Origin of the sequence: Lentzea indica (genome assembly GCF_012184385.1) — a bacterium.
In the GTDB taxonomy this organism is placed as follows: domain Bacteria; phylum Actinomycetota; class Actinomycetes; order Mycobacteriales; family Pseudonocardiaceae; genus Lentzea; species Lentzea indica.
The window spans coordinates 15,803-37,705 of the sequence record NZ_VSRL01000022.1 but is presented as its reverse complement, the minus strand read 5'-3'; the positions used below and the strand labels follow the sequence as shown (position 1 = coordinate 37,705).

Sequence of the window (21,903 nt, the reverse complement as noted above, 5' to 3'; positions counted from 1 at the left end):
CGACACTGCTGGCGCACGCCAGGCGCGCAGCGACGCCGCCGCCTTGAGCAGCATCTCCTCGTACTCCTCCTGGGCGTCGGAGTCGAGCACGATCGCCCGCCCGCACCGATCGTCAACCGGTCACCGACGCGGACCGCGGTGCGGATCACGATGTTCAGGTCGGTGCCGCCGGAGAGGCCGAAGTAGCCGAGGGTGCCGGAGTACACGCCCCTGGCCTCCGTCTCCAGGCCGTCGATGATCTCCATGGTGCGCAGCTTCGGCGCCCCGGTCATCGAGCCGCCGGGGAAGCACTGCCGGAGGCAGTCCATCGCGCTGACCCCGTCCTTGAGCCGGCCGTGGACCGTGGAGACCAGCTGGTGCACGGTCTGGTAGCTCTCGACGGCCAGGTACGGATCGACGTCGATGCTGCCCACCTCGCACACCCGGCCCAGGTCGTTGCGCAGCAGGTCGACGATCATCAGGTTCTCGGCCTGCGTCTTGGCGCTCGAGGCGAGGGTGGCGGCGATCTCGGCGTCGCGCACGGGATCGGCGTCGCGGGGTGCGGTGCCCTTGATCGGCTTGCTGGTGACCGTGCGGTCCCGCTCGATGCGCAGGAACCGCTCCGGCGACGAGCAGAAGACCGTGACGTCGCCGAGGCGCAGCAACGCGGCGTACGGCGCCGGGTTCGCCCGGCGCAACCGCCGGTAGAACGTGGTGTCGTCGTCGTGGAACGGCAGGTGCAGGTTGTTGGTCAGGCAGATCTCGTAGCTCTCGCCCAGGCGCAGCTGCCGTTGGCACTCCGCGATGTCCGCCAGGTACTGGTCCCGGTCGCGGACCAGGTACTCCTCGGCGTCAGGAAGCGCGCACGGTTCGCCCGCGGGCTCGTCGGCAGCCGGGCGCAGTCCACTGAGGACGGTCGCCGTCCGGTCCACCCACTCCTGAGCGTCGCGCCGGGTCTCCTCGTCGTGCACGGCGACCAGGTAGGTCAGCCCTTCCTGGTGGTCGACCGCGACGATCCGGTCGGCGAACATCCAGGCGGCATCCGGAGTTTGGGCGCTGTGGCGGACCGCGGCACCGCATTCCGCCTTGAGCTCGTACCCGAAGTAGCCGACGTACCCACCGGTCAGGTTGAACGGCAGGGTCGTGTCGGGGATCCGCCGCTCGCGCAGCCGCTGCTCCAGGAAGTCGAACACGCTGCCGGGGACGTCGCGGACCCCGTCGGCGTCGCGCACCTCCACCACCCCGCTGCCGGTGCGGTACGTCACGATCTCGCTGAGCGGCCCGGACGTGTCGCCCAGGAACGAGAACCGGGACAGTCCTTTCTCGACCCGGCTGCTGTCGAGCCAGAAGCAGCAGGGGTTGTCGTCGAACAGCTCCAGGAAGATGGACTCGGCATCGGCAGCGGTCGGGACGACGGTGCTGATGAGTCCGAGCGCGCTGGATCCAGACCCGTGGGCCTGGCGGGTCAGCTCGGCGAAGTTCCGCAGGATCTCCCTGCCGTACCCGGAGGCGACCGACTCGGGGTGGAACTGCACCCCCCACTGCGGCAAGTCCCGGTGCCGCAACGCCATCAACACGCCGTCGTCCGCCCACGCGATCGGGACGAGCTCCTCCGGCAGAGGCTCCTGCACGCCGAGCGAGTGGTACCGCACCGCGACGAACTCACGAGGAACCCCGGCGAACAACGGATCTCCCTCGTGGGAGACCTTGGCGAGGTGCCCGTGCCGTGGCTCGGGCGCGGCGGACACGGTCGCGCCCGCCAGGTGCCCGATGATCTGATGGCCGAGACAAACACCCAGCACCGGCAACGTGGTGCGGCGCAACAGTTCCCCGACGAGGCCGATGTCGCGGGAGCTCTGCGGTCGACCGGGGCCGGGCGAGACGACGATGTTGTCGAAGTTCTCCAGCCACAGGTCGAGCAGTGCCGGATCGTCGTTCACCACGACGACCGGCTCCTGGCCGTTGATCTCGGCGATCAGCTGGTACAGGTTGAAGGTGTACGAGTCGTAGTTGTCCACCAGCAATGTACGCGTCATGGGCCCGCCAAGGTCTTCCTGAGGACCTGGATGTCGCCTGGCTCCAAGGTGATCCCGAAGATCTCCTCGGGAGCGGACAGCGTCTCGGCCTCGTCGAGCTCGCGGACCGTCGCCGGCTCCCCCGGCCGGATCTCGGTGAGCACGGTGCCGGCGAGGAGGTGCCTCACCTCAGGCTGCGTGCGCTGGAGGATCATCCGGTGGTTGAACGGCGAGCGCGGATGCGTGAGGCAGAAGTGGTTGAGAAGCTCGAAGTCCGATGGATAGCGCACGTCCGTGGTGAAGCCGTAGAGCTCCGCCGGTCCCTCCGGCCGCAGGAACCGCAGCACGTGTTCACCGCTCGGCTCGCGCACGAGATCGAACGACCAGTCGCCGTCCAGCCGCGCGTTCTCCGCGAGCTGGATCGGCTCGTGCGGCCCGAAGGCGCCGAAACTCACGTCGTGGAGCCAGAGTTCGCCGTCCAGCTCCACGCACAGGGCCACGTGCAGGGCCGGCCCGAACCTGCTCCCGGTGCGGATCCGCGTCCTGCCGGCGAACGCCGTGAACGTGAACCCGATGCGGTCCAGCACGGCCGCCATCAGCACGACCTGTTCCAGGCACCAGCCTCCGCGGCCCCGCCGCACGATCTTCTCCTGGACGCTGTCCAGGTCCAGCGGCACCGCCGTGCGCCCGAGCAGCGCGTCGAGGTTGTCGAAGGCGATCGCATCGACGTGGGCGGTGTGCAGGCCCCGCAGCGTGAAGAGGTCCGCGGCCACGTCGCCCTCGTAGCCCACGCGGGTCAGGTAGGCGTCCAGGTCGACGCCACCGCCTTGCCACATCGAATCGCTCATGTGAACTGCCCGGCGATCACGGCGGCGAGAACGATCCAGCCGTAGTAGGTGTTGGCGACGAAGGCGTCCCAGCACGACTTGGGGTTGTCCAGGTCCACCCGGAAGAGCAGGTAGGACAGGTAGGTTCCCGCGAGCACGACGATCACGTAGAACGCCCACCCGATCGGCGTCAGGGAACCGGCCCACAGCACGCCGGCGACGCTGAGCACGACGAAGACCGACAGCCACGCCTTGGTGGCCCCGCCGAACAGCAACGCCGAAGACCGGACGCCGATTTTCCGGTCGTACTCCTTGTCCTGATGGGAGTAGATCGCGTCGTGGACCATGGCCCAGAAAGTCCCTGCGGCGTACAGGCCGTACACCGCGGGTGGGTAGTCGGCGTTCCCGGTCGCCGCCGTCCATCCGACGAACACGTAGGTGCTCATCACCAGCCCGAGGAACCCCGAGGGCCAGAAGAAGAAGCGCTTCATGAACGGGTACGCGACGATCAACGGGTACGTGGCCAGGGCGACCAGAGCCGTCTCGACGTTCGCCACCGCGAGGACCAGCAGTGCGACCAGAGCCTGCGCGGCGGCCCACAGGTTCGCGTTCCGGACGCTGACCTTCCCCGACGCGACAGGACGCGACACGGTGCGGGCGACGCGGGCGTCGATCTCCTTGTCGATCACGTCGTTGGTCGCGCAGGCGAAACCGCGGATCAGCACCGCGGCGACGGCGACGGCCGCCACCGCGAGCAGGTTCGGCCGTCCCCCGGAGGCGAAGACGACGGCCCAGAGTCCTGGAAGCAGGTAGAGGATGTAGCCCGTCGGCCGGTCCAGTCGCATCAACAGCAGATACGACCGGATCGAGTCCGGGCTCTTCGTGACGACGCCCGCGGATATCTTGTGCAGCATCAGGTTCCCAATCACCAGGTCACCGGGAGTTCGACCAACCCGCCGATCAACGTGTCGTGGCGCAGCCGCAGCTCGTCCACACCGACAGCCAGGCGCATCGTCGGGAACCGCGCGACGAGCTGGGTGAGCACCACCTGCAGCTGCATCCGCGCCAGCGCCGCGCCCACGCAGTGGTGCGCGCCGTACCCGAACGCGAGGCTGTCCGCGGTGTCGCGCGTGACGTCGACCCGGCCGGGGCCGGCGAAGGCCGTCTCGTCGTGGTTGGCCGCGATGATGTTCAGCAGCACGAAGTCGCCGGTCCGGATGGTGACCCCGTCGATCTCGAAGTCCGTCACCGCGTAACGGGGCATGCCGCCGTTGTGCGGGTTCGGCATCGACATCCGCAGGGTTTCCTCGACGGCGCCGGGGACGAGGCTCGGGTCGTCCAGCAACGCCTGCCACTGCTCGGGGTTGGACAACAACAGCAACACACAGGTGCCGATCCGGGCCACCGTGGTCTCATAACCACCGAACAGCAACAACGCCGTCAGCCCGAGAACCTCGTCGTCGGTGATCCCCTCGGTCGCGCAGATCCTGGAGATCGCGTCATCGCCCGGATTCCGCCGCTTGTCCGCGATGAGTTGCTTGCAGTAGCCGAACAACCCGCCCAGCCCCTGCTTGGACCTGACCGGGTCGCCGACGTTCGCGGCGTCCTGCGTCCAGCCGCCGAACTTGTCCTTGTCCTCCTGCGGCACGCCCAGCCACTCGCACATCACCTGGATCGGCAGCGACAGCGCCAACGCCTCGCGCAGGTCGACCGGTGGCTGCTGCCCGGCCAGTTCGTCCAGCAGCTGCCCGGTCTGCTTCTCGACGTACGGTCGCAGCTCCGCCATGCGCTCAGGTGCGAAGTGCGGCTCCAGCAGAGCACGCATCCGGGCGTGGTCGGTGGCGAAACCGCCCAGCAGGCTGGCGAGAAGCGCCGCCCCGCCGTCCTTCGCCGCTTCCGGATCGGGATTCGAGCGGCTGAGCCGGTCGTCGTCGAGCAACTGCCTCACCTGGGCGTGACCGGTGACCAGCCACGCCTCGTCGCCTGCGGGAGTACGAACCCGGTGAACCGTGCCCCGGGATTGGAGCGTGCGCAGCCCTGGCGCGAGTTGCAGCACGTTCGCCTGCTCGAAAGGCAGTTGAACCGGGGTACTCACTGACGACCTCCGGGAGTCACGGGTCATGCCGTGCGGTTGACGATGCGGTCGAACAAGGCGGTCAGTTCGGCGGACGCGGCCGGGGACAGCTCGGCTCGTCCGAGGTGCTCCAGAGCCGAGCCGAGATGGCCGCGGGACAGCTTTTCGGCCGTGTGACGGCCGCCGGCCTCCTCGGTGAGGTCGGCCATCTCCTGCAGGTGCGCCGCCGCGGTGCCGTCGCCGTGCCACAGCTCGCGCAGTCGCTCGCTGACCGGGCTGTCGGCGGACAACGCCGCCAGCACCGGAAAAGACGGGTTGCGCCGCCCGATGTCGCCCCGGACGGGCTTGCCGGTCACCGCGGGGTCGCCCCAGATGTCCTCGACATCGTTGGAGATCTGGAATGCGAGGCCCAGGTGCCTGCCCGCACCGCGCAGGGCGGCCAGGACGTGCTCCGGTTTGCCCGCCCGCAGTGCGGGCGTCACCAGTGCGCACTCCAGCAGCGCGGACGTCTTCTCCTCCACGATCCGGTCGTACTCCGCGATGCCGGCGCCCGGACCCAGCCGGACGGTGAGCTCGCGAGACTGGCCCGCGAGAACCAGGCGGAGGGCTTCGGCGAACGCGCTGGAGATCTCCGCACGGCCGGGGCCGGGGTCGTCGACGACCACCTGCAGGGAAAGAGCCTGCAACGCGTCCCCGGCCAGGATGGCCAGGCTGGCGCCGAACACCTTCCACGCGGCTGGGCGGCCGCGACGCAGCTCGTCCGCGTCGATGATGTCGTCGTGGATCAGGGTCGAGTTGTGCAGCAACTCCAGTGCTGCTGCCTGGGACTGAACGTCCTCCGGCCGCAGACCGACTCCCTCGGCCGCCGCCGTCATGAGGGCAGCGCGGGTCAGTTTGCCGCTCCCCGCACCGGTGGGGTCACCGTGTTCGTCGATGAAGCCGAGGTGGTAGGAGCAGATCCGGGCCAGGGTCGGCTCCAGCGCGGAAACCTGCTGCCGCACAACGGGCAAGACCGTGGACCGCACCGTCCTCGGCGACAGGAGGGCTTGGAGCCCGGTCGACGAGGTGTCGAGTGTGCTCATCGGGATTCTCCTCCGGTGGTCGCACGCCTTCCCGATTCCTGGTCAGACCTGTGCACGTGGCGTTCGCGAATTGAACGCCGAAAACTCATCCGCTCCCGATCTGTGCGCAATCTGAATCTCGAGTGGTGCTCGGGAATTTGAGCGGTAGTTCCGATCAGTATCCTGAACGACCTCTCCTGTTCGTGTCAACGACGCGGCGTGAGCACGTTCGACTTTAGGAAAAACCCCAAAGAAGACGACGTAAAGCCCGGATTGGACTATTCTGTGGATTGGTGGCCGCTGGCGGCGCCAGGGCCGGGCACGCGTCAGAGCAGACGACCATCGTCCAGAAGTGTCGCGCTGATCAGCATTGGGAATGGTTCACTGAAAGCTTGAGAGGCGAAATGGCTATATCGGCCGATTCCAGGCAATTGCGTGACGGCAGGCCGTTCGACCCGTATGGCGCACATCGCGACGACCCGTACTCATTCCTGGCCGACATCGTTGATGCGGAGCCGGTGTTCTACGCCCCTTTGCTCGACGCGTGGTGCGTCACCCGGCGCGAGGACATGGTCGCGGTGCTGAAGGACGACCGGAGCTTCTCGGCGCGCGACCACAACCCTCGTCCCAAGGTCGCGCTGCCCGAGGACGTGAGTCAGATGTTCCGCACCTGGCGCGGCGCCGGTGCTGTCGCCGTCGGCTCACTCGACCCTCCCGAGCACGCCAGGATCAGGGAAGTGCTCAACACCGGGTTCACGCCGGCCAGGGTCAGAGCGTTCGAACCCACGATGCGTGCGATCGCCACCGACCTCGTCGAGCGTGCCGCGGTCGCGGCGGAGTTCGACTTCATCTCGGCGTTCGCCGTTCCGTACGCCCTTGAGGTGATGTGCCGGCGTCTCGGGGTCCCGGACTCCTACCTCGACCGCTGTCGCTTGTGGTCCGAACAACGCATCGAACTCATGATGTTGCAGCACGACACCGATCCCGACCGGTTGCGTGAATGGGCCCGCGGGCTGGTGGAGTTCGGAGCGTTCGCCCGTTCACTCGCGCAGGAGCGGCTGGCCTCACCCCAGGACGACCTGATCAGCGAGCTGCTCCACGACGGCAAGGCGGGCAACACGCTCACCGCCGACGAGGTCGCCGTCCAGATCCCCACACTGATCTTCGCGGGACACATGACGTGTGCCGAGGCGCTGGGCACGATCCTCTTCCAGCAGCTCCGGTCACCCGGCGGCTGGGCCGAGGTCGTCGACGGAACGATCGCCACCAGGGACCTCGTCGAGGAGGGGTTGCGGTTCGACAGTCCGCTGGCGGGCATGTACCGGACCGCGACGCGTGACGTGGTGGTCGGCGACGTCCACCTGGCCGAGGGGAGCCGGCTGCTTCTGCTGTACGGAGCGGCCGGCAGGGACAGTCGCGCCCACGCGTGTCCGGCCGCGTTCAGTCCAGGCAGTCGGTCTGCCACGCATCTCGCGTTCGGGCACGGCATCCACTTCTGCCTCGGAGCCGGATTCGCCCGCGCGGAACTGGAGATCGCGGTGCAGGCCATCGCCGCCAGGATGCCGGGGCTGACTCTGGCGCCAGGGCAGCTGCCACGTCACCGGCCGGTGTTTCCGCTTCGGGCGTTGACCGAGTTGCGGGTACGGCTGTGAGGACGGCCTCGGCCTGCGCCACGGCGTGGCGCAGGCCGAGGAGTGCGCGGCGAAGCCGTCACGCGCGGACCGCGGTCAGGTAGAGGTAGCCCTGCTCCGGGGTGACCGCGGACAGACGCATGAAGGCGAGGAGCGAGGTGGCCTGTTCCTCGCCGACCAGAGCGACCAGTTCGTCGCGTTTGGTCTCCACGGCGTCGGCCATGACCGCGAGCGTGCGGCAGGAATTGTCGCTGATGTCGCGGATCTCCACGTCGACGAAACCGTTGGCGGCCAACGCCGTCCGGTATTCGTCGATGGTGGCCAAGGACTTCACCGCGTAGTTCTCGCAGACGTGGTCCAGGACCTTGCGCCCCTCAGGGCTGACCGGGCCTCGCTCGATGACGTCGGCGATGGCGAGGCGGCCGCCGGGGCGCAGGACGCGGGCGATCTCGGAGAGCACCTGGCCGCGGTCGGGCATGTGCCACATCGACTCGAACGCCCAGGCCGCGTCGAACGAGTCGTCGGGGAAGGACATGTCCATCGCGTCCGTGAACTGGAACGTCGCCTTGTCGGCGAGCCCGGCCGCGGCCGCGAGTTCGTTCGCCTGCGCCACCTGGACGTGGCTGACGGAGATGCCCACCACGTTCACGTCCGAAGTGCGGACGAGCCGCAGCGCGGGGTGGCCGATGCCGCAGCCGACGTCGAGGACCCGCTGGCCGGCCTGCGCGGCGAGACCGGAGATCATCATGTCGGTCAGGCGGTCCGTGGCCACCTCGATCGAGCTGTCGTCGGCGTCGTTCTCCCAGTAGCCGTAGTGGTAGTTGGGCCCCACGCGGAACCGTAGATCTGACCGATCCCGTCGTACACGTCGGCGACGTCGCTGGGAGCGGGAGACTGCTCGAGCGTCATGAGGAACTCCGTATCGTTGTGAAGGTGGCTTGAAGTCGCCGGCCGATCACGCAGGCGCCCGGCTGGGCAACCCCGGCCGAGCGCCTGCGTGATGTGTCAGTGCGGCATTCCTCGTTCACTTCAGCTCGAAGCGCAGGAAACCCAGCTTCAGGCCCCCTGCTTTCCATTCGGTGCCCAGCGCCTGGTTCGCCAGCAGTGAGATCCTCATCTGCCTGCGGGCAACCGCGGAAAGGCTGCTGTCGCTGTCCAGCACCGCCTTCGTCCAGGCGGCACTCTCGTCCCAGAACGGCGAAGTTTCCGACGTGGCGTCGACGTCATCGACGAGTTCAAAACCGGCGGACTTCGCGGCTTCTACGTAGTCGAGCACCGTGACCGGCTTCGTGTAGAAGTATTCGGCCCACACGTCGGCCCCGTGGGGGCGGGTGATGAACACTTCCTCGATGCACACACTCCCGCCTGGACGAAGCACGCGCGCCAGACGCTCGAACCACAGAGGACGGTTGAAATATCCGCTGCTCTCGATCGCCACGGCCGCGTCGTAGGGGCCGTCCAGTGGGAGCTGCGTCGCATCGCGGACCAGCGTCCGGACCTTCCCGTCCACACCGCATTCCCGCGCGAACCCGTCGACGATCGGCGGGTGTTCCGGCGCGTTGGTGATCGCCGTCACGTCGGCGCCGTACTCCTGTGCCCAGAAGAGCGAGCCCCCGCCGAGTCCGCAGCCGACGTCCAGGATTCGCCCCGACAGCCGGTGTTCGGCCCCCCAGATCTTGGCCGCGTACCGCAGCAGACCCTCTTGATGGAGCCGAATGCTGTGGCGAATGGCCTCCGGCGTCGCGTCGTGGGCGTGCGGCGGCGTTTCGGAGGCGGGGTAGTAACCCACGTGATAGTGAATCCTGGGTCCAGGACCGTATTTGCGAACGAGCTTGGCCGTCTTGTCGTCGTAGTACTGGCCGACCATTCTTGACTCATCCTGAAGGTCCGGCGCTGTTTGGGGTGGACTCGAAATCTCATCCAGGTTTGACACGGTCACTTCTCCAGGGCCTCGGATGCCGACGACTTTGGTGAATGGCCTGATGTGGTCGTTGTGCAGTGCTCGTCGCAATTTTGACGAGGGTGCGCCTCGTCAAAAATTCTGAGCTGCGGATTCCATCCTGGAGGACCACCCTGGTCGTGTCAACGACGCGGCATGCGCAGGTTCGACTTTAGGAAAAACCCCAAAGGGCACGGCGTAAAGCCTGGATTGGACTATTCTGCGGATTGGTGACTGCTGCGTGCGACACCAAAGCCGCGTTCGAGTCCGGCTATTAGGCCGGCGCCCGACGGCGGACAAGACTTCCCGAGAAGGACTCGGCTTCTACCGACCGGCGTGGTCATGGCGCGGAACGGAGTGGGAATGAGTGGCGGTAAGCAGGTCCTGCTGGCCGAGCCGCGGAGTTTGTGTGCCGGTGTGCGCCGGGCGATGGCCATCATCGACCTGGCGCTGGAACAGCACGGCGCGCCGATCTACGTCCGCAAGGAGATCGTGCACAACCACTACGTGGTGCGCGAGTTCCAGCGCCGGGGTGTCCGGTTCGTCGACTCCGAGCAGGAGGTACCGGAGGGCGCGGTGTGCGTCTTCTCCGCGCACGGTGTCTCCCCGCAGGTGCGGCAGAACGCGGACGCACGCGGGCTGGACGTGCTCGACGCGACCTGTCCCCTGGTGGCCAAGGTGCACCAGGAGGCCCGCCGGTTCGCCCGCGACGGGCGGACGTTGCTGCTGATCGGGCACGCGGACCACGAGGAGGTCGAGGGCACCTTCGGGCACGCTCCCGACCAGACGATCATCGTCGAGACGGTTGCCGACGCGGAGGCACTGGACCTTCCCCCCGACGCACCGGTCGCCTACCTCACCCAGACCACGCTCTCGGTGGACGAGACCAGGGACATCATCGCCGTGCTCCAGCGCAGGTTCACCGGCCTGCGCGGGCCCGCGACCGACGACATCTGTTACGCCAGCCAGAACCGCCAGGACGGCATCAGGGCCATCGTGGACCGGTGCGACCTGGTGCTGGTGGTCGGTTCGACCAACTCCAGCAACTCGATCCGCATGGTCGAAGTGGCCAGAAGGCTTGGTGTCAAAGCGGAACTCGTCCCGGACGTGACCCACTTCGATCCCGCGTGGCTGGCCGGCGTGACCACGGTCGGTGTGAGTGCCGGGGCGAGCGCACCGGAGATCCTCGTCGACGAACTGGTCGACAGGCTCGCCGAACTGGGCCACGCGGACGTGGCCGTGCACCGAGTCGCGACCGAGGACATCGTCTTCTCCCCGCCCGCGCGGCTGACCGGAACGGCGGACGTGTCGTGACCGACCGAGATGAGGAGCACTGTTCGACATGGCGCTGCTGGAAACCGTGCGCGAACCGGCGCGGCTGCGTGAGCTGACCGCTGGGGAGCTCCGCGACCTCGCCGAGGAGATTCGCGCGTTCCTGATCGAGCGGGTCTCCGCGACCGGCGGACACCTCGGGCCCAACCTGGGTGTGGTGGAGCTGACCATCGCGTTGCACACGGTGTTCGAGTCCCCGCGGGACCGGTTGCTGTGGGACACCGGGCACCAGTCCTACGTGCACAAGATCCTCACGGGCCGCCAGGCCGGGTTCGACCGGCTGCGCCGCTCGGGCGGGGTCTCCGGCTACCCGAACCCGGAGGAGTCCGAGCACGACCTGGTGGAGAACTCGCACGCGTCCACCGCACTGTCCTATGCGGACGGACTGGCCAGGGCGGACGCCCACCTCGGCCACCGCGACCGGGCGACCGTCGCGATCATCGGCGACGGCGCGATGACCGGCGGCATGGCGTGGGAGGCGCTCAACAACATCGCGGGCGGGCCGGAGCGGCCGCTCGTCATCGTGCTCAACGACAACCAACGCTCCTACGCGCCGACCGTCGGCGGGCTGGCCGAGCACCTGGCCGACCTGCGCGCCGGGCGCGGGCCGGGCGTGTTCGAACAACTCGGGCTCGGCTACCTCGGCCCCGTCGACGGTCACGACATCTCCGCCGTCCAGGACGCTCTGCGCCACGCGGTCGCACTGGGCGAGCCGGTGGTGGTGCACGTGATCACCGCCAAGGGCAAGGGATTCCGGCACACCGAGACCAACGACCTCGACCTCGGCCACGTCGTCAAACCGATGGACCCGCACACCGGGCAGGCGCTGAAGGCGGCGCCCCCGTCGTTCACGTCGGTGTTCGGCGAGAAGCTGGTCGAACTGGCCGGGCAGCGCGACGACCTGGTGGCGATCACGGCCGCGATGACCGAGCCGACCGGGCTCCTGCCGCTGCAGCGCAGGTTTCCGCACCGGGTGATCGACGTCGGCATCGCCGAGCAGCACGCGGTCACGATGGCCGCCGGGTTGTCCATGGGCGGCGTACACCCGGTGGTGGCCATCTACTCCACGTTCGTCAACCGCGCGCTCGACCAACTGCTCATGGACGTCGCGCTGCACCGCCGCCCCGTGACGTTCGTCCTCGACCGGTCCGGGGTGACCGGCGACGACGGGCCGAGCCACAACGGCATGTGGGACCTGTCGGTGCTGCAGGTGGTGCCGGGGCTGCGGATCGCGGCGCCGCGGGACGGCACCCGGCTGGCCGAACTGCTGGCTGAGGCGGTGGCGTGGCACGAAGGTCCGACACTGCTGCGGTTCCCCAAGGGCCCCGCCGGTGAGGACCTGCCCGCCGTCGCCACGTTCAACGGGATCGACGTGCTGCGCCGCTCCGGCCGGATGGACGTGCTGATCATCGCGGTGGGCGCGCTGGCCGGGCTCGCGCTCACCGTCGCCGAAGGCGTTGCGGCACAGGGCATCGGGGTGACGGTGGTGGACCCGAGATGGGTCACCCCGGTCAACACCGCGCTGGCGGACATGGCCCGTCGCCACCGGCTCGCGATCACGGTCGAGGACAACAGCCGCGCGGGCGGTGTCGGTTCCGCGATCGCGCAGACGCTGCGAGACGCCGATGTGCACACCCCGTTGCGCGAGTTCGGCATCCCGAGGCGGTTCCTCAGCCACGGGTCCAGGACCGAGGTGCTCGCCGCCTGCGGGCTGACCGCGCAGAACATCACCAGGGCCGTGGTGGAACTGCTGACCGGCATCGACACCGCACCGGCAGGCATCGACGACCCCGACACCTGGCCGGTTCACACAGCGGAGGAACGATGACGACTGTCGCCTTGGGAATGCCCTCGCCACGCAAGGACGAGGTCCCGCTCGCGGTGGCCACGCGGCGAACCTCCCGCCGGATCATGGTGGGCACGGTGCCGGTCGGCGGTGACGCGCCGGTGTCGGTGCAGTCGATGACCACCACGCCCACCGCGGACATCGACGCCACGCTGCAGCAGATCGCCGAACTCACCGCGGCCGGCTGCGAAATCGTGCGAGTCGCTGTGCCGTCGGCGGACGACGCGGCCGCGCTGCCGACGATCGCACGCAAGTCGGGGATCCCGGTGATCGCCGACATCCACTTCCAGCCCAAGTACGTGTTCGCCGCGATCGACGCCGGCTGCGCCGCGGTGCGGGTCAACCCCGGCAACATCCGCCAGTTCGACGACCAGGTCGGCGCGATCGCCCGCGCCGCCAAGGACGCGGGCGTGCCGATCCGGATCGGCGTGAACGCCGGGTCGCTGGACAAGCGGTTGCTGCACAAGCACGGCGGCGTCACGCCGGAAGCGCTGGTGGAGTCGGCGTTGTGGGAATGCTCGTTGTTCGAGGAGCACGGCTACACCGACCTGAAGATCTCGGTCAAACATCACGACCCGGTGGTGATGATCGAGGCGTACCGCACACTCGCCGCCCGGTGTGACTACCCGCTCCACCTGGGCGTGACCGAAGCTGGCCCCCGCTTCCAGGGCACGATCAAGTCCTCGGTCGCGTTCGGCGCGCTGCTGGCGGAAGGCATCGGCGACACCATCCGGGTGTCGCTGTCCGCACCGCCGGTGGAGGAGGTCAAGGTCGGCACGCAGATCCTGGAGTCACTCGGACTGCGGCCACGGGGACTCGACATCGTGTCGTGCCCGTCCTGCGGCCGGGCCCAGGTCGACGTGCACACCCTCGCCGAGCGGGTCACCGCGGCACTCGAGGGGTTCCCGGTGCCGTTGCGGGTGGCGGTGATGGGCTGTGTCGTCAACGGGCCGGGCGAGGCTCGCGAAGCCGACATCGGCGTCGCCGCCGGCAACGGCAAGGGCCAGATCTTCGTCAAGGGCGAGGTGATCCGCACGGTCCCGGAGTCACAGATCGTGGAAACCCTCCTGGCCGAGGCGGCCCGCATCGCCGAGGAGATGGGCGTGGACGTGGAGGGAACCTGACAACATGCAGTTCGCGCGCGAACGCGCGAACTGCACGCCGCTAACCACCGAACGTCAATCCACGGTTTCACACGCAACACGCGGCGGCCACGAATCCGTTCGCAGAATTTCGAGGACGTACGCCCTCGAAACCAGCGCGACACGATTCGGCGCCCGCAGCTTGTCGGACATGACGCGGACGTGATAGTCGATGGTCTTCGAACTGAGGTACAACTCGCGCGACAGTCGCCCGCTGGAGAATCCGGCCGCGACGCCCTCCAGGATCCTGGCCTGGATGGAACTGAGCATCGGACAGCCGACCTGCTGGTGCGCTTCGCACTCCGCGGAGTTCGTCGTTCTCGGACGTGCCTGACTGGGGATCGCCTGACCGAGACCGTGCTTTCGGGCACAGCCCGAGTAATGCTCGCACTTCTGCAGGTCGTTCTGCCCGTTATGCATGGCACCCATCCATTTCCGTACAGCCGGCACGTCCAACCCTGAGAGGAGACTCAATTTTGTGTCCACAATGGAGCAGTTTTGGGGGACGACCGTGACAACGTTGACACGTGATACCAGGACCGCGGCAGCGGACGCGCTGATCAAGACCCTGCACGAGGACCTGAGCAGGCTGCCGGCCAGCGCACAGCTGGACGCGGTGCTGTGTCTGCTGGAGGCGGCCCGGCTGATGCTGCACACCCTCGACCGGGCGCGTGGTGAGCTCGCCGGCGAAGACCTCGACGACATCCGCGCGACCATGCGCGCCGCGTCGCTTTCGGTGCGCAGCTACCTGTGGCGGACCGGTGACAGCGATCCGGTCGCCCAGGAGTGAGCTAGCCGCGTACCGCCGGCTCTCTCACCGGGGTCGCTGTCGCGCCGCGCAGGTCGGGCAGGAAGGTCATGACGATCGCCGCACAAGCCATGAAGCCCGCGCACACCAGCAGACCGGCACCGAACCCCGCGCCGGCCGCCAGCACGCCGAGCGAGAGCGGAGCGAACGCGGACACGCCACGGCCGATGTTGAAGCAGAACCCGGCACCGGTCGTCCGCACCCTGGTCGGGAACAACTCGCCCAGGTACGCGCCGAAGATGCCGGCGTAGGCCGCGAAGAAGGCGAACATCGGGCCCAGCCACAGCAACGCCGTGCGGTCAGCGGCGATCACGTACAGCGGCAAGGTCAGCGCCACCCCGGCCAGCGACAGGACGAGCGCGTACTTGCGGCCGATCCGATCGGCGATCAGCCCGAAGACGTTGTAGCCGACGAACATCCCGAGGTTGAGCACCGTCAGGAACACCGCGACCGTCGCGGCCGGGATGCCCTTGTCGGTCTGCAGGTAGGTCGGCAGCCACGTGGACGCGCCCCAGGCCCCGAACATCGCGAGCCCGGCCACGATCGCACCGAGCGAAGTGCGCTTGCGCAGTGCCGGAGCGAAGATCTCCGTCACCTTCACCGGCGTGGTCTTCTGCTGAACCCATTCGGCCGACTCGCGGAAGAACACTCCGACGACGACCAGCGGGATCACCACGCCCACCCCGCCGATGAAGAACAACGAGCGCCAGTCCGGCAGCAACGCACCCGACAGCACCGCGGCGACCACCCCGCCGATCGGGAACGAACTGAGCACGAACGCGACCGCACGACCCCGTTGCGCGGCCGGCCAGGTCTCGACCACGTAGGTCGACACCACTCCCCAGACCCCTCCGAGTCCCATGCCCGCCAGGAAACGCAGCACCACGAACATCGCGAAACTCGGAACCATCGCGATCGCCGCGGTGAACGCGCCGAACACCGCGAGCGAAACCATCAACGCCCGTTTGCGGCCGTAGTTGTCCGCGAGCCAGCCGACGGTCACGCTGCTCACCCCGATGCCGAGCAAAGTCGCCGTGGCGAGCAGACCGCCCTGTGCGGTCGTCAGTCCAAGATCGGCGCGGATCACGGGCAACGCGAACGACAGCAGCAGAATCTCCAGCGCGTCGAACATGTAGGCGACGAACGAGCCGAAGAGCACAACCCATCGGTTGGATCCACTCAAGCGAACCAGTCCATTCAGTCGTAGCGTTTTTCACAGACCCGTGTGATCGCTGATCCGATCGCCGAAGGCCGCCCAGAACCGTGCGTTGTGCCGCGCCAGGGCGGCGATCGCGCCGACGCAGTGCGCCGGGATCTCCGTCACCGACGGAGCCGCCTGGCCGGTCACGGTGTGCGTGTCCAACCACCGCAGCAGGGCCCGGCCGGCTTCGGTGAGCCGCAGTGACGGGTCCTTGCACAGCGTGCGCATGATCGCGACGGGATCGAGGTCGAGTTCGTCTCTGGCCGTCGTCTGGCGACGCGGCGGGCTCGCACCGACCGCGGTCCGGTTCGGGTCCGCCTCGTCCCTCCTGGCAGGAACAGGGTCTTCTCCGCAGCTCATGCGGTTGCGCACGTCAAGTACAGTCGACGGCGCGATACCCGCCGCCCTGGCGATGTCGCGCAGGGACCGGTCCGGATCGGCACGCATCAGTTCACCGGCCAGCTTGCGGCCAACCGAGCTGTCGAGCGGGCGCCGCCTGCCGTCCCGGCCGATCCGGGTGTTCGACCGAGTGCCCTCGACAGTCGAACACTTGCGGATCTCTCCCACTGTGCTCGCGGTGAGGCCGCTGACCAAAGCGATCCACCGGTCCGATCGGGTCGGGTGAGTCACGATGATCCGCGCGGCGGCAGCTTTGCGGTCGGCGACCGACAGCGGCAGACCGTTGGCCGTGTTCGCCTCGACCGCGAGCACGAACGCGTCGTTCTCGTCGCCGTCGAAGAACTGCGCCTCGATGTGATCACGAGCGCTCAGTTCCGCGGCTCGCACCCGCTGCACGCCGTCGATCACACACATGGTGCGGCGATGCACGATGATCGGCGGCATGCGGATGTTCGTCCTCGCAAGTACACGTATGTGTTCGGCGCTCACACCACTCGTCCTCGGCGAACCGCCGAGCCGCAACCGGCTGATCGGCACCATCTCGGCGGGAATGACCCCTGCCTGGTAGGCACGCCACGGAGACTGCAGTTCTTGGCGGCCGCATTCAGAGCCCTGATGTTGCATCAAAGCCGTCCTTCGGTGCGCGATCGATCGCGAGCAACTCTTACATTCACCGGAGAATCAGTTTGACCGGCGACCTGGCACTGCACAAGCACACGGTCAAGTAGCGCCCTGCCCGACTTTCGCCCGGTTCGCAGTCATCGCGAACGCCGCACTGAATCCCATTGCCCGACAACTTGATCGTCCAGAAAGGACGAGACCGCGCCGTTTTTCACTAGAAGGTTGACAATTCCTGACTGGCCTCGACGTTACGAAAGACCTCAGGCCCAGGTCAACAGCCGATCCCGGAGCGCCCCTAATACTGTGGTCCGGCCACGCGCCGGGTCGGTCGGCCTGACATGTCATGGCCAGAAGGTACGGCCCAATTGAGATGCATCGACAGGACATCTTTGGCGAACCAGTTGACTTCCCAGGCGGTCGGCCGGAATTCAAGCACACTTACCGCAACTCGGGCACGTTCTGGTCAAAATCAGGTTTAAAACGGATGGTTCAGCGCACCGGCCAGCTCCGCCCGGCGCAGGATGCCGAGCTTCCGGTAGGAGTTCGTAAGGTGCTTCTCAACAGCTCTGATGCTCACCGAAAGCGTGTGCGCTATCTCCTGGTTCGACTGGCCGGCCACCGCGAGCGCCACCACCTTCCGTTCGGTGCGAGTGAGTTCGGCACGCCGGACCTCGCCGCGCAGGTGGGTACCGGCCTGCCTCACGAGACGCTGGTCACCGCATTCGACAGCGATGTCGTGGCAACGTCGCAGGTGTTCGACGGCGATCTGCTCGTACTGGTCACGCAGCCGCAGCCCCAATGCCAGGTGGGTGCGCGCCAGCTCCAGCCGGTTGGCTGAGGTGGAGAGAGCGTCCGCGGCTGCGTGCAACAGGTCCACGCCCCCGGCTCCCTCTGTCAGGCCGCCGAGCACGCGCAGAGTCCGGCCGACACCAGCGGGGGCACCCCATTCGACAGCGCGTTCGTGATCCTCCTCGGCGAGGATCCTGGCCGCACCGGTGTCACCGAGCTGCTGATACAGCCGGACCGCCGTGGTTCGCCATGGGAAGATCACGACGTTCCGCCAGCCCAGCTGGTCGAGCTGACGGCCCGCGTCCGTCAGGCAGCGCAGACCACCCCACGCATCGCCCCTGGCAACCGCGTCCGCGCCACGCACCATGTCGAACACGACGGCAGTGCAGGGATTGTCCACTTCGACCGGGCGGCTCGACAGCAGGCGCTCGGACAACTGCTCGTCCTGGACCTTGAGCGCCACCACGGCCAGGGCGAGCATCGCGTCCGAGCCGACGAGTGCCCATTCACCCGAAACATGCTCGAGCACGTTCTTCGTCATGAGCCTTGCCTCGGCGACGTTGCCCAGGTGGACAGCCACGAGAGCCCTGCTCACCCAGAGCTTCGCCTGGTCGTCCGCAGCGCCCGTCTCGGTCGCCCGTGCCAGCGCCCGGTCCGTCCAGGTGGCTGCGTTGAGTGGAGAATCGGCTGCGCACAAGGTTTTCACGAGCAGCTGTGTCATCTCGTCCGCCTGCCCGGCGCTCGGCGGTACGTGGTCGAGGAGACGATCGGCCAGTGCCGCCACGTCTTTCGCGGGTACGCGCGCCGCCAGTGCCGCCGAGAACGACAACACCGTGAGCAGTTCTCGTTCCGCCGTACTGGCTGTCTCCGGTTCCGGCCCGAGTTCCCTCAGCCGCGTGGTGGAGTCGGTGAGCTCGGTGAGATCCGTGTGTCCGGCGTACCGCATCCGCGCCTCGATCCGCAGCGACAGGTCACGGTCGCGGAGTTGACGAACGTCCCGCTCGACGTCGCTGATGACGTCCCGAACCAGCGGTAGGGCCGCGCCGAGTACCGCGATGGGCATCCGGAGCACGGCTGCGGCCCGATCCTGGCGCGACCCGCACATCTGGATCGCGTAGCACAGGTGCTGCAGAGCAAGCAGGCTGTCCGTCGTGCACTCGGCAACGGCGAGTTCGACCAGCACCGCGGCACGTTCAGGCCCCGCCGCCTGCACCGCCCTGCGCAGGTAGTTCACCGCGATCGGGTGCTGTCCCCGCCGTAGCGCGGTGTCCGCGGCGGCCCGAAGGACCTCGATCGCCCACTCGTCGAGGACCGACCTGGTCGCGACGAGATGTTCGGCGACGTTTTCGGCCGGATGGCCCCGGTCGAACAGCAGCGCGGCGGCCGCCGCGCGACAGGTGTCGTGTTCGGAGGTCGTCATCGTCGCGAGCACGGCGTCCTGCACCGCCGGATCGGCGAAACGCGGATTCCGTTGCGATGTGACGAGTCCGAGTGAACGAAGACTCCGCACCGCCGCACCACCGGTGACGTCGTCGAGCCCGGCCAGCTCGGTGATCAGGCCGATCTCGGCCTGATCACCGAGCACAGCCATCGCCTTGGCGACACCCCGCACCGGTTCGGGCTGCCGGCGCAGACAGTCGGCCACCCGGCGCTGGGACCACCCGGCCGACGACACCGGCCGCAATCGCACCACGGGGCCGGGAAGCGCGATTTCGGCACCTGGCTCGCCATCCCGGACAGCGGTCACCACCAAGGCGCACGCGGCGACGTCGATCAGCCACCGCACGGACGATTCGTCCGCCCACTGCAGGTCATCCACCACGATGACGACGAAGCCGGCCGGGACGGGCCGGAGTTGGTCGGCCACACCGAAATCCCAGTCACGTTCGGCGGGTGCTCCGCTCGCGCGCAGCACCACCGCCCCAACGCTGTCCGCCTGGACGGCCAGCGCCCGCAGCAACGCCGATTTACCCGCGCCCATCGGCCCCCGGACGGTCACGAACGCCCCCGTACCGGAAGCCGCCGTCCGCAGAGCCTTCGTCAGCTGATCCATCCCGGCTGTCCGGCCGGGCAGCGCGTCAACCACGGGGTCAGTTCCAGCAGCCGGATACGGGGTGCCTGGCGAGGAAGCCGGGAAACGACTGCGCCGCGAACGCTCTGGCGGCATCCCCCGCCGGCATGCCGTGCACCACGTCCGCGAACTCCCGGGTCTCCCGCAGAACGCCGGGGACACCCCACCTCACGGCCAGATCGTGGGCCTCGGCGATCAGGGCGTCGGCGTGCGCGACCTCGCCCGCCGCCCGCCATCCCATCGCCCCGAGCAACCGCCAGGGCAGCACAGCGGGATTGACCACACCCATGTCCCGCATGCCGCGGCCGCACTCGACGAAGGTCCTGGCCGCGGTCGCGGGTTCCGTCACCAGCGCGACCAGCCCGTGAGCGAACAGCCGCCAGGCGTGCGCCAGGCCATGTGCGACATCGGTCGTCGCCTCGCGGACCAGCGCCTGGCGGGCTTCGTCCGTCAGCCCGGCTGCGAGCAGCAGCACCACTTCCAGCACGAGGTGCCGAGCGCTGAGCAGGGGATGCCAGCAGCTGCGCGGCAGTTCCGCCTCCATGCCGGCCAGATCCTCCGCTGCCTCGACGACCCGCCCCTGTCGCAACCGCACCGAGCAGCGCAGCAGCATCGCCTCGACAACAGCCACCCGAGCGCCGTACCGGCGGCCGTCCACGAGAACAGCGTCGATGCCGGCCAGCGCGGTCTCGTACTCGGCAGCCCAGGACAACACATCAGCCGCCGCGATGCGAGGTGTCAGCGGACCCGGGCCGCGAACGGCCAGAGCCCGGGTCGCCAACGCCACCGCGGCCGCACCACCGCTTCCGCCACGGGCCAGATGCCAGGCGGCTATCCCTTGACACACCGGGTCGGCAGGCGAGTCCGGGAGCGACGGCACGGCGGGAACACCGAGTTCGTCGGGCTCGCCCGCGACGCTCACGACGTACCAGTAGAGGCCCCGCAGCGCCTCCTGCTCGGACTCGGCCAGACTCGGATGCGCGATCGCGGTCTCGATGGCACGCCGGGACACCCCGAAATGTTCCCGGCAGGCCAACATGTCCGCCGCACGCAGACGCGGGTCGGACATCGCCGGCTCGGTCATGTGCAGGACCTGGACCAGGCGCCGATCACTGGCTTCCGGTGCGTGATCCAGTTCGCACTGCGCGAGCTGGATCAGGATGTCCGCGCGCGTCGCCTCGTCCGCGGGCTCGCTCAGCGCCCGGATCAGCAGCCGGGCGGCATCCGCAGTCCTTCCCGTGGTGGCCAGCACTCGAGCTTCACGCTGAAGCACCTGGCGGGCCCACGCCGTACCAACAGGTGGTGCGTCGACCAGGAGAGCGCTCATCTGCTCAAAACCAAGCGCGGCCTGATGGCCGAGCACCACCGCTTTGGACCGCAGATCGTTCCGTTGCTCACCGCTCATCGCGGCGAGCACGGCACGGGCCACACCGTCGGTCAACCTCGGCTCGTCGGTCGCGACCAGTCCGAGGCCGCGCAACCTCGTCATCGCTCGATCGGCGAGCACGCGGTCCAGGTCCGCGAGCTCACGCACCAGGGACCATTCGAAGCGTCCGCCGCACACCGCCATGGCGCGCAGCAACCTGATGTCCCACTCGGACATCACGTGCAGCGTTCGAGCGATCCGGTCCTCGTCCACAGTGGGCTCGGGCAGGCGAACGACATACCAGGGCGGCGCCGTGACCGAGCCGTCCTCGGCAAGCTCGGCGAGCATGTCCTCAGCCGCCGTGCCGAGTCCGGCGGTGGCGAGGACCACCACCACCGGGGCCCGATGGATCCTGCGCAGCAACGCACGGAGCCATATGACCGAGCTCTCGTCCATCCACTGCGCGTCGTCGAGTACGAGCACGAGGGGCCCGGCTTCGAGAAAGACACGGCACAGCGCCGTCATCGAGCGGTCCGGGTCAGCTCCCAGATCAGCCAGGATCCGGGTGAGCACCGCACCATCCAAATTGGACTCAACTGCCGACGCGCGAGCGGCGATCAGGCGTGCCCCCTGCCCGGTCACGTGATCGGCGATTCGCCACAACATCGCGGTGCGGCCAGAACCCGGCGGCCCGGTCACCTCGAACACGGCTCCGCCACCGCGACGCAGGCTTCTGACGAGCTCAGTGACGAGTTCCTGTTCGCCGATTCTCCTGGTCACGCGACACTTCGGGCCCGCTGAA

17 protein-coding genes and 1 pseudogene are annotated in these 21,903 nt (G+C 68.3%); 6 read left to right on the top strand and 12 right to left on the bottom strand.

What is annotated here, in order from left to right; genetic code table 11:
• Positions 1–155: 155 nt before the first annotated feature.
• From FXN61_RS08945 to FXN61_RS08925, 5 genes and pseudogenes are all read right to left on the bottom strand, one after another.
• Positions 156–2,015 (bottom strand): annotated as a pseudogene (locus FXN61_RS08945) (chorismate-binding protein); the annotation flags it as partial.
• Positions 2,012–2,842, bottom strand: a complete 831-nt coding sequence (locus tag FXN61_RS08940; protein WP_167972117.1) for an arylamine N-acetyltransferase family protein — start codon at positions 2,840–2,842, stop codon at positions 2,012–2,014. The gene FXN61_RS08940 and the pseudogene FXN61_RS08945, both read right to left, overlap by 4 nt.
• Positions 2,839–3,735 carry a 4-hydroxybenzoate octaprenyltransferase gene (locus tag FXN61_RS08935; protein ID WP_167972115.1) on the bottom strand — a complete coding sequence of 299 codons (897 nt, stop codon included), beginning with the start codon at positions 3,733–3,735 and terminating at the stop codon, positions 2,839–2,841. Before FXN61_RS08935 ends, FXN61_RS08940 begins: the two co-directional genes overlap by 4 nt.
• Positions 3,736–3,746: 11 nt before the next feature.
• Positions 3,747–4,916, bottom strand: coding sequence for a cytochrome P450 (locus tag FXN61_RS08930; protein ID WP_167972113.1), 1,170 nt, complete (start codon positions 4,914–4,916; stop codon positions 3,747–3,749).
• A 23-nt stretch (positions 4,917–4,939) separates the two neighbouring features.
• Positions 4,940–5,977 (bottom strand): polyprenyl synthetase family protein, encoded by a 1,038-nt coding sequence (locus FXN61_RS08925; protein WP_167972111.1) that lies wholly within the window; start codon positions 5,975–5,977, stop codon positions 4,940–4,942.
• Positions 5,978–6,387: 410 nt separating this feature from the next.
• On the opposite strand from FXN61_RS08925, the gene FXN61_RS08920 reads away from it, so the two are divergent.
• Positions 6,388–7,608, top strand: coding sequence for a cytochrome P450 (locus tag FXN61_RS08920; protein ID WP_246291087.1), 1,221 nt, complete (start codon positions 6,388–6,390; stop codon positions 7,606–7,608).
• Between the two features lie 58 nt (positions 7,609–7,666).
• Here the strand turns inward: FXN61_RS08920 and FXN61_RS08915 are convergent, their stop codons facing one another.
• Both FXN61_RS08915 and FXN61_RS08910 read right to left on the bottom strand, forming a co-directional pair.
• A complete protein-coding gene (locus tag FXN61_RS08915; RefSeq protein WP_223165351.1) occupies positions 7,667–8,419 on the bottom strand; it encodes a methyltransferase domain-containing protein in 753 nt (250 codons plus the stop codon).
• A gap of 192 nt (positions 8,420–8,611) precedes the next feature.
• On the bottom strand, positions 8,612–9,454 hold the full coding sequence (locus tag FXN61_RS08910; protein WP_167972107.1) for an SAM-dependent methyltransferase: 843 nt from the start codon (positions 9,452–9,454) through the stop codon (positions 8,612–8,614).
• 435 nt (positions 9,455–9,889) lie between these two features.
• On the opposite strand from FXN61_RS08910, the gene ispH reads away from it, so the two are divergent.
• From ispH to ispG, 3 genes are read left to right on the top strand one after another with little or no spacing between them, the layout of a single operon-like run.
• Entirely contained in the window at positions 9,890–10,840 is a 951-nt protein-coding gene (ispH, locus tag FXN61_RS08905; protein WP_167972105.1) for a 4-hydroxy-3-methylbut-2-enyl diphosphate reductase, read from the top strand.
• A 28-nt stretch (positions 10,841–10,868) separates the two neighbouring features.
• The gene (locus tag FXN61_RS08900) at positions 10,869–12,686 is read left to right on the top strand and encodes a 1-deoxy-D-xylulose-5-phosphate synthase (RefSeq protein ID WP_167972103.1); all 1,818 of its coding nucleotides are present in this window, start codon (positions 10,869–10,871) and stop codon (positions 12,684–12,686) included.
• Complete coding sequence (gene ispG / locus FXN61_RS08895) at positions 12,683–13,828, top strand: flavodoxin-dependent (E)-4-hydroxy-3-methylbut-2-enyl-diphosphate synthase (RefSeq protein WP_167972101.1); 1,146 nt, start codon at positions 12,683–12,685, stop codon at positions 13,826–13,828. Before FXN61_RS08900 ends, ispG begins: the two co-directional genes overlap by 4 nt.
• Before the next feature lie 54 nt (positions 13,829–13,882).
• Here the strand turns inward: ispG and FXN61_RS56200 are convergent, their stop codons facing one another.
• On the bottom strand, positions 13,883–14,053 hold the full coding sequence (locus tag FXN61_RS56200; RefSeq protein WP_376770605.1) for a LuxR C-terminal-related transcriptional regulator: 171 nt from the start codon (positions 14,051–14,053) through the stop codon (positions 13,883–13,885).
• Here FXN61_RS56200 and FXN61_RS51710 point away from each other — a divergent pair.
• Together FXN61_RS51710 and FXN61_RS08885 are read left to right on the top strand one after the other, a co-directional pair.
• Positions 14,019–14,180, top strand: a complete 162-nt coding sequence (locus tag FXN61_RS51710) for a hypothetical protein (RefSeq protein WP_246291085.1) — start codon at positions 14,019–14,021, stop codon at positions 14,178–14,180. The genes FXN61_RS56200 and FXN61_RS51710 overlap by 35 nt on opposite strands.
• Positions 14,181–14,366: 186 nt before the next feature.
• Positions 14,367–14,636 (top strand): hypothetical protein, encoded by a 270-nt coding sequence (locus FXN61_RS08885; protein ID WP_167972099.1) that lies wholly within the window; start codon positions 14,367–14,369, stop codon positions 14,634–14,636.
• Between the two features lies 1 nt (position 14,637).
• On the opposite strand, the gene FXN61_RS08880 is transcribed toward FXN61_RS08885, so the two are convergent.
• The 4 genes from FXN61_RS08880 to FXN61_RS08865 form a co-directional block, all read right to left on the bottom strand.
• Positions 14,638–15,837: an MFS transporter gene (locus FXN61_RS08880; RefSeq protein WP_167972097.1), complete on the bottom strand. Its 1,200-nt coding sequence runs from the start codon at positions 15,835–15,837 to the stop codon at positions 14,638–14,640.
• A 30-nt stretch (positions 15,838–15,867) separates the two neighbouring features.
• Positions 15,868–16,878, bottom strand: a complete 1,011-nt coding sequence (locus tag FXN61_RS08875) for a ParB/RepB/Spo0J family partition protein (protein WP_167972095.1) — start codon at positions 16,876–16,878, stop codon at positions 15,868–15,870.
• 472 nt (positions 16,879–17,350) lie between these two features.
• A complete protein-coding gene (locus FXN61_RS08870) occupies positions 17,351–19,831 on the bottom strand; it encodes a helix-turn-helix transcriptional regulator (protein WP_281360377.1) in 2,481 nt (826 codons plus the stop codon).
• Positions 19,755–21,881, bottom strand: coding sequence for an ATP-binding protein (locus tag FXN61_RS08865; protein ID WP_167972091.1), 2,127 nt, complete (start codon positions 21,879–21,881; stop codon positions 19,755–19,757). The genes FXN61_RS08870 and FXN61_RS08865 overlap by 77 nt, the downstream gene beginning before the upstream one ends.
• Positions 21,882–21,903: the final 22 nt, after the last annotated feature.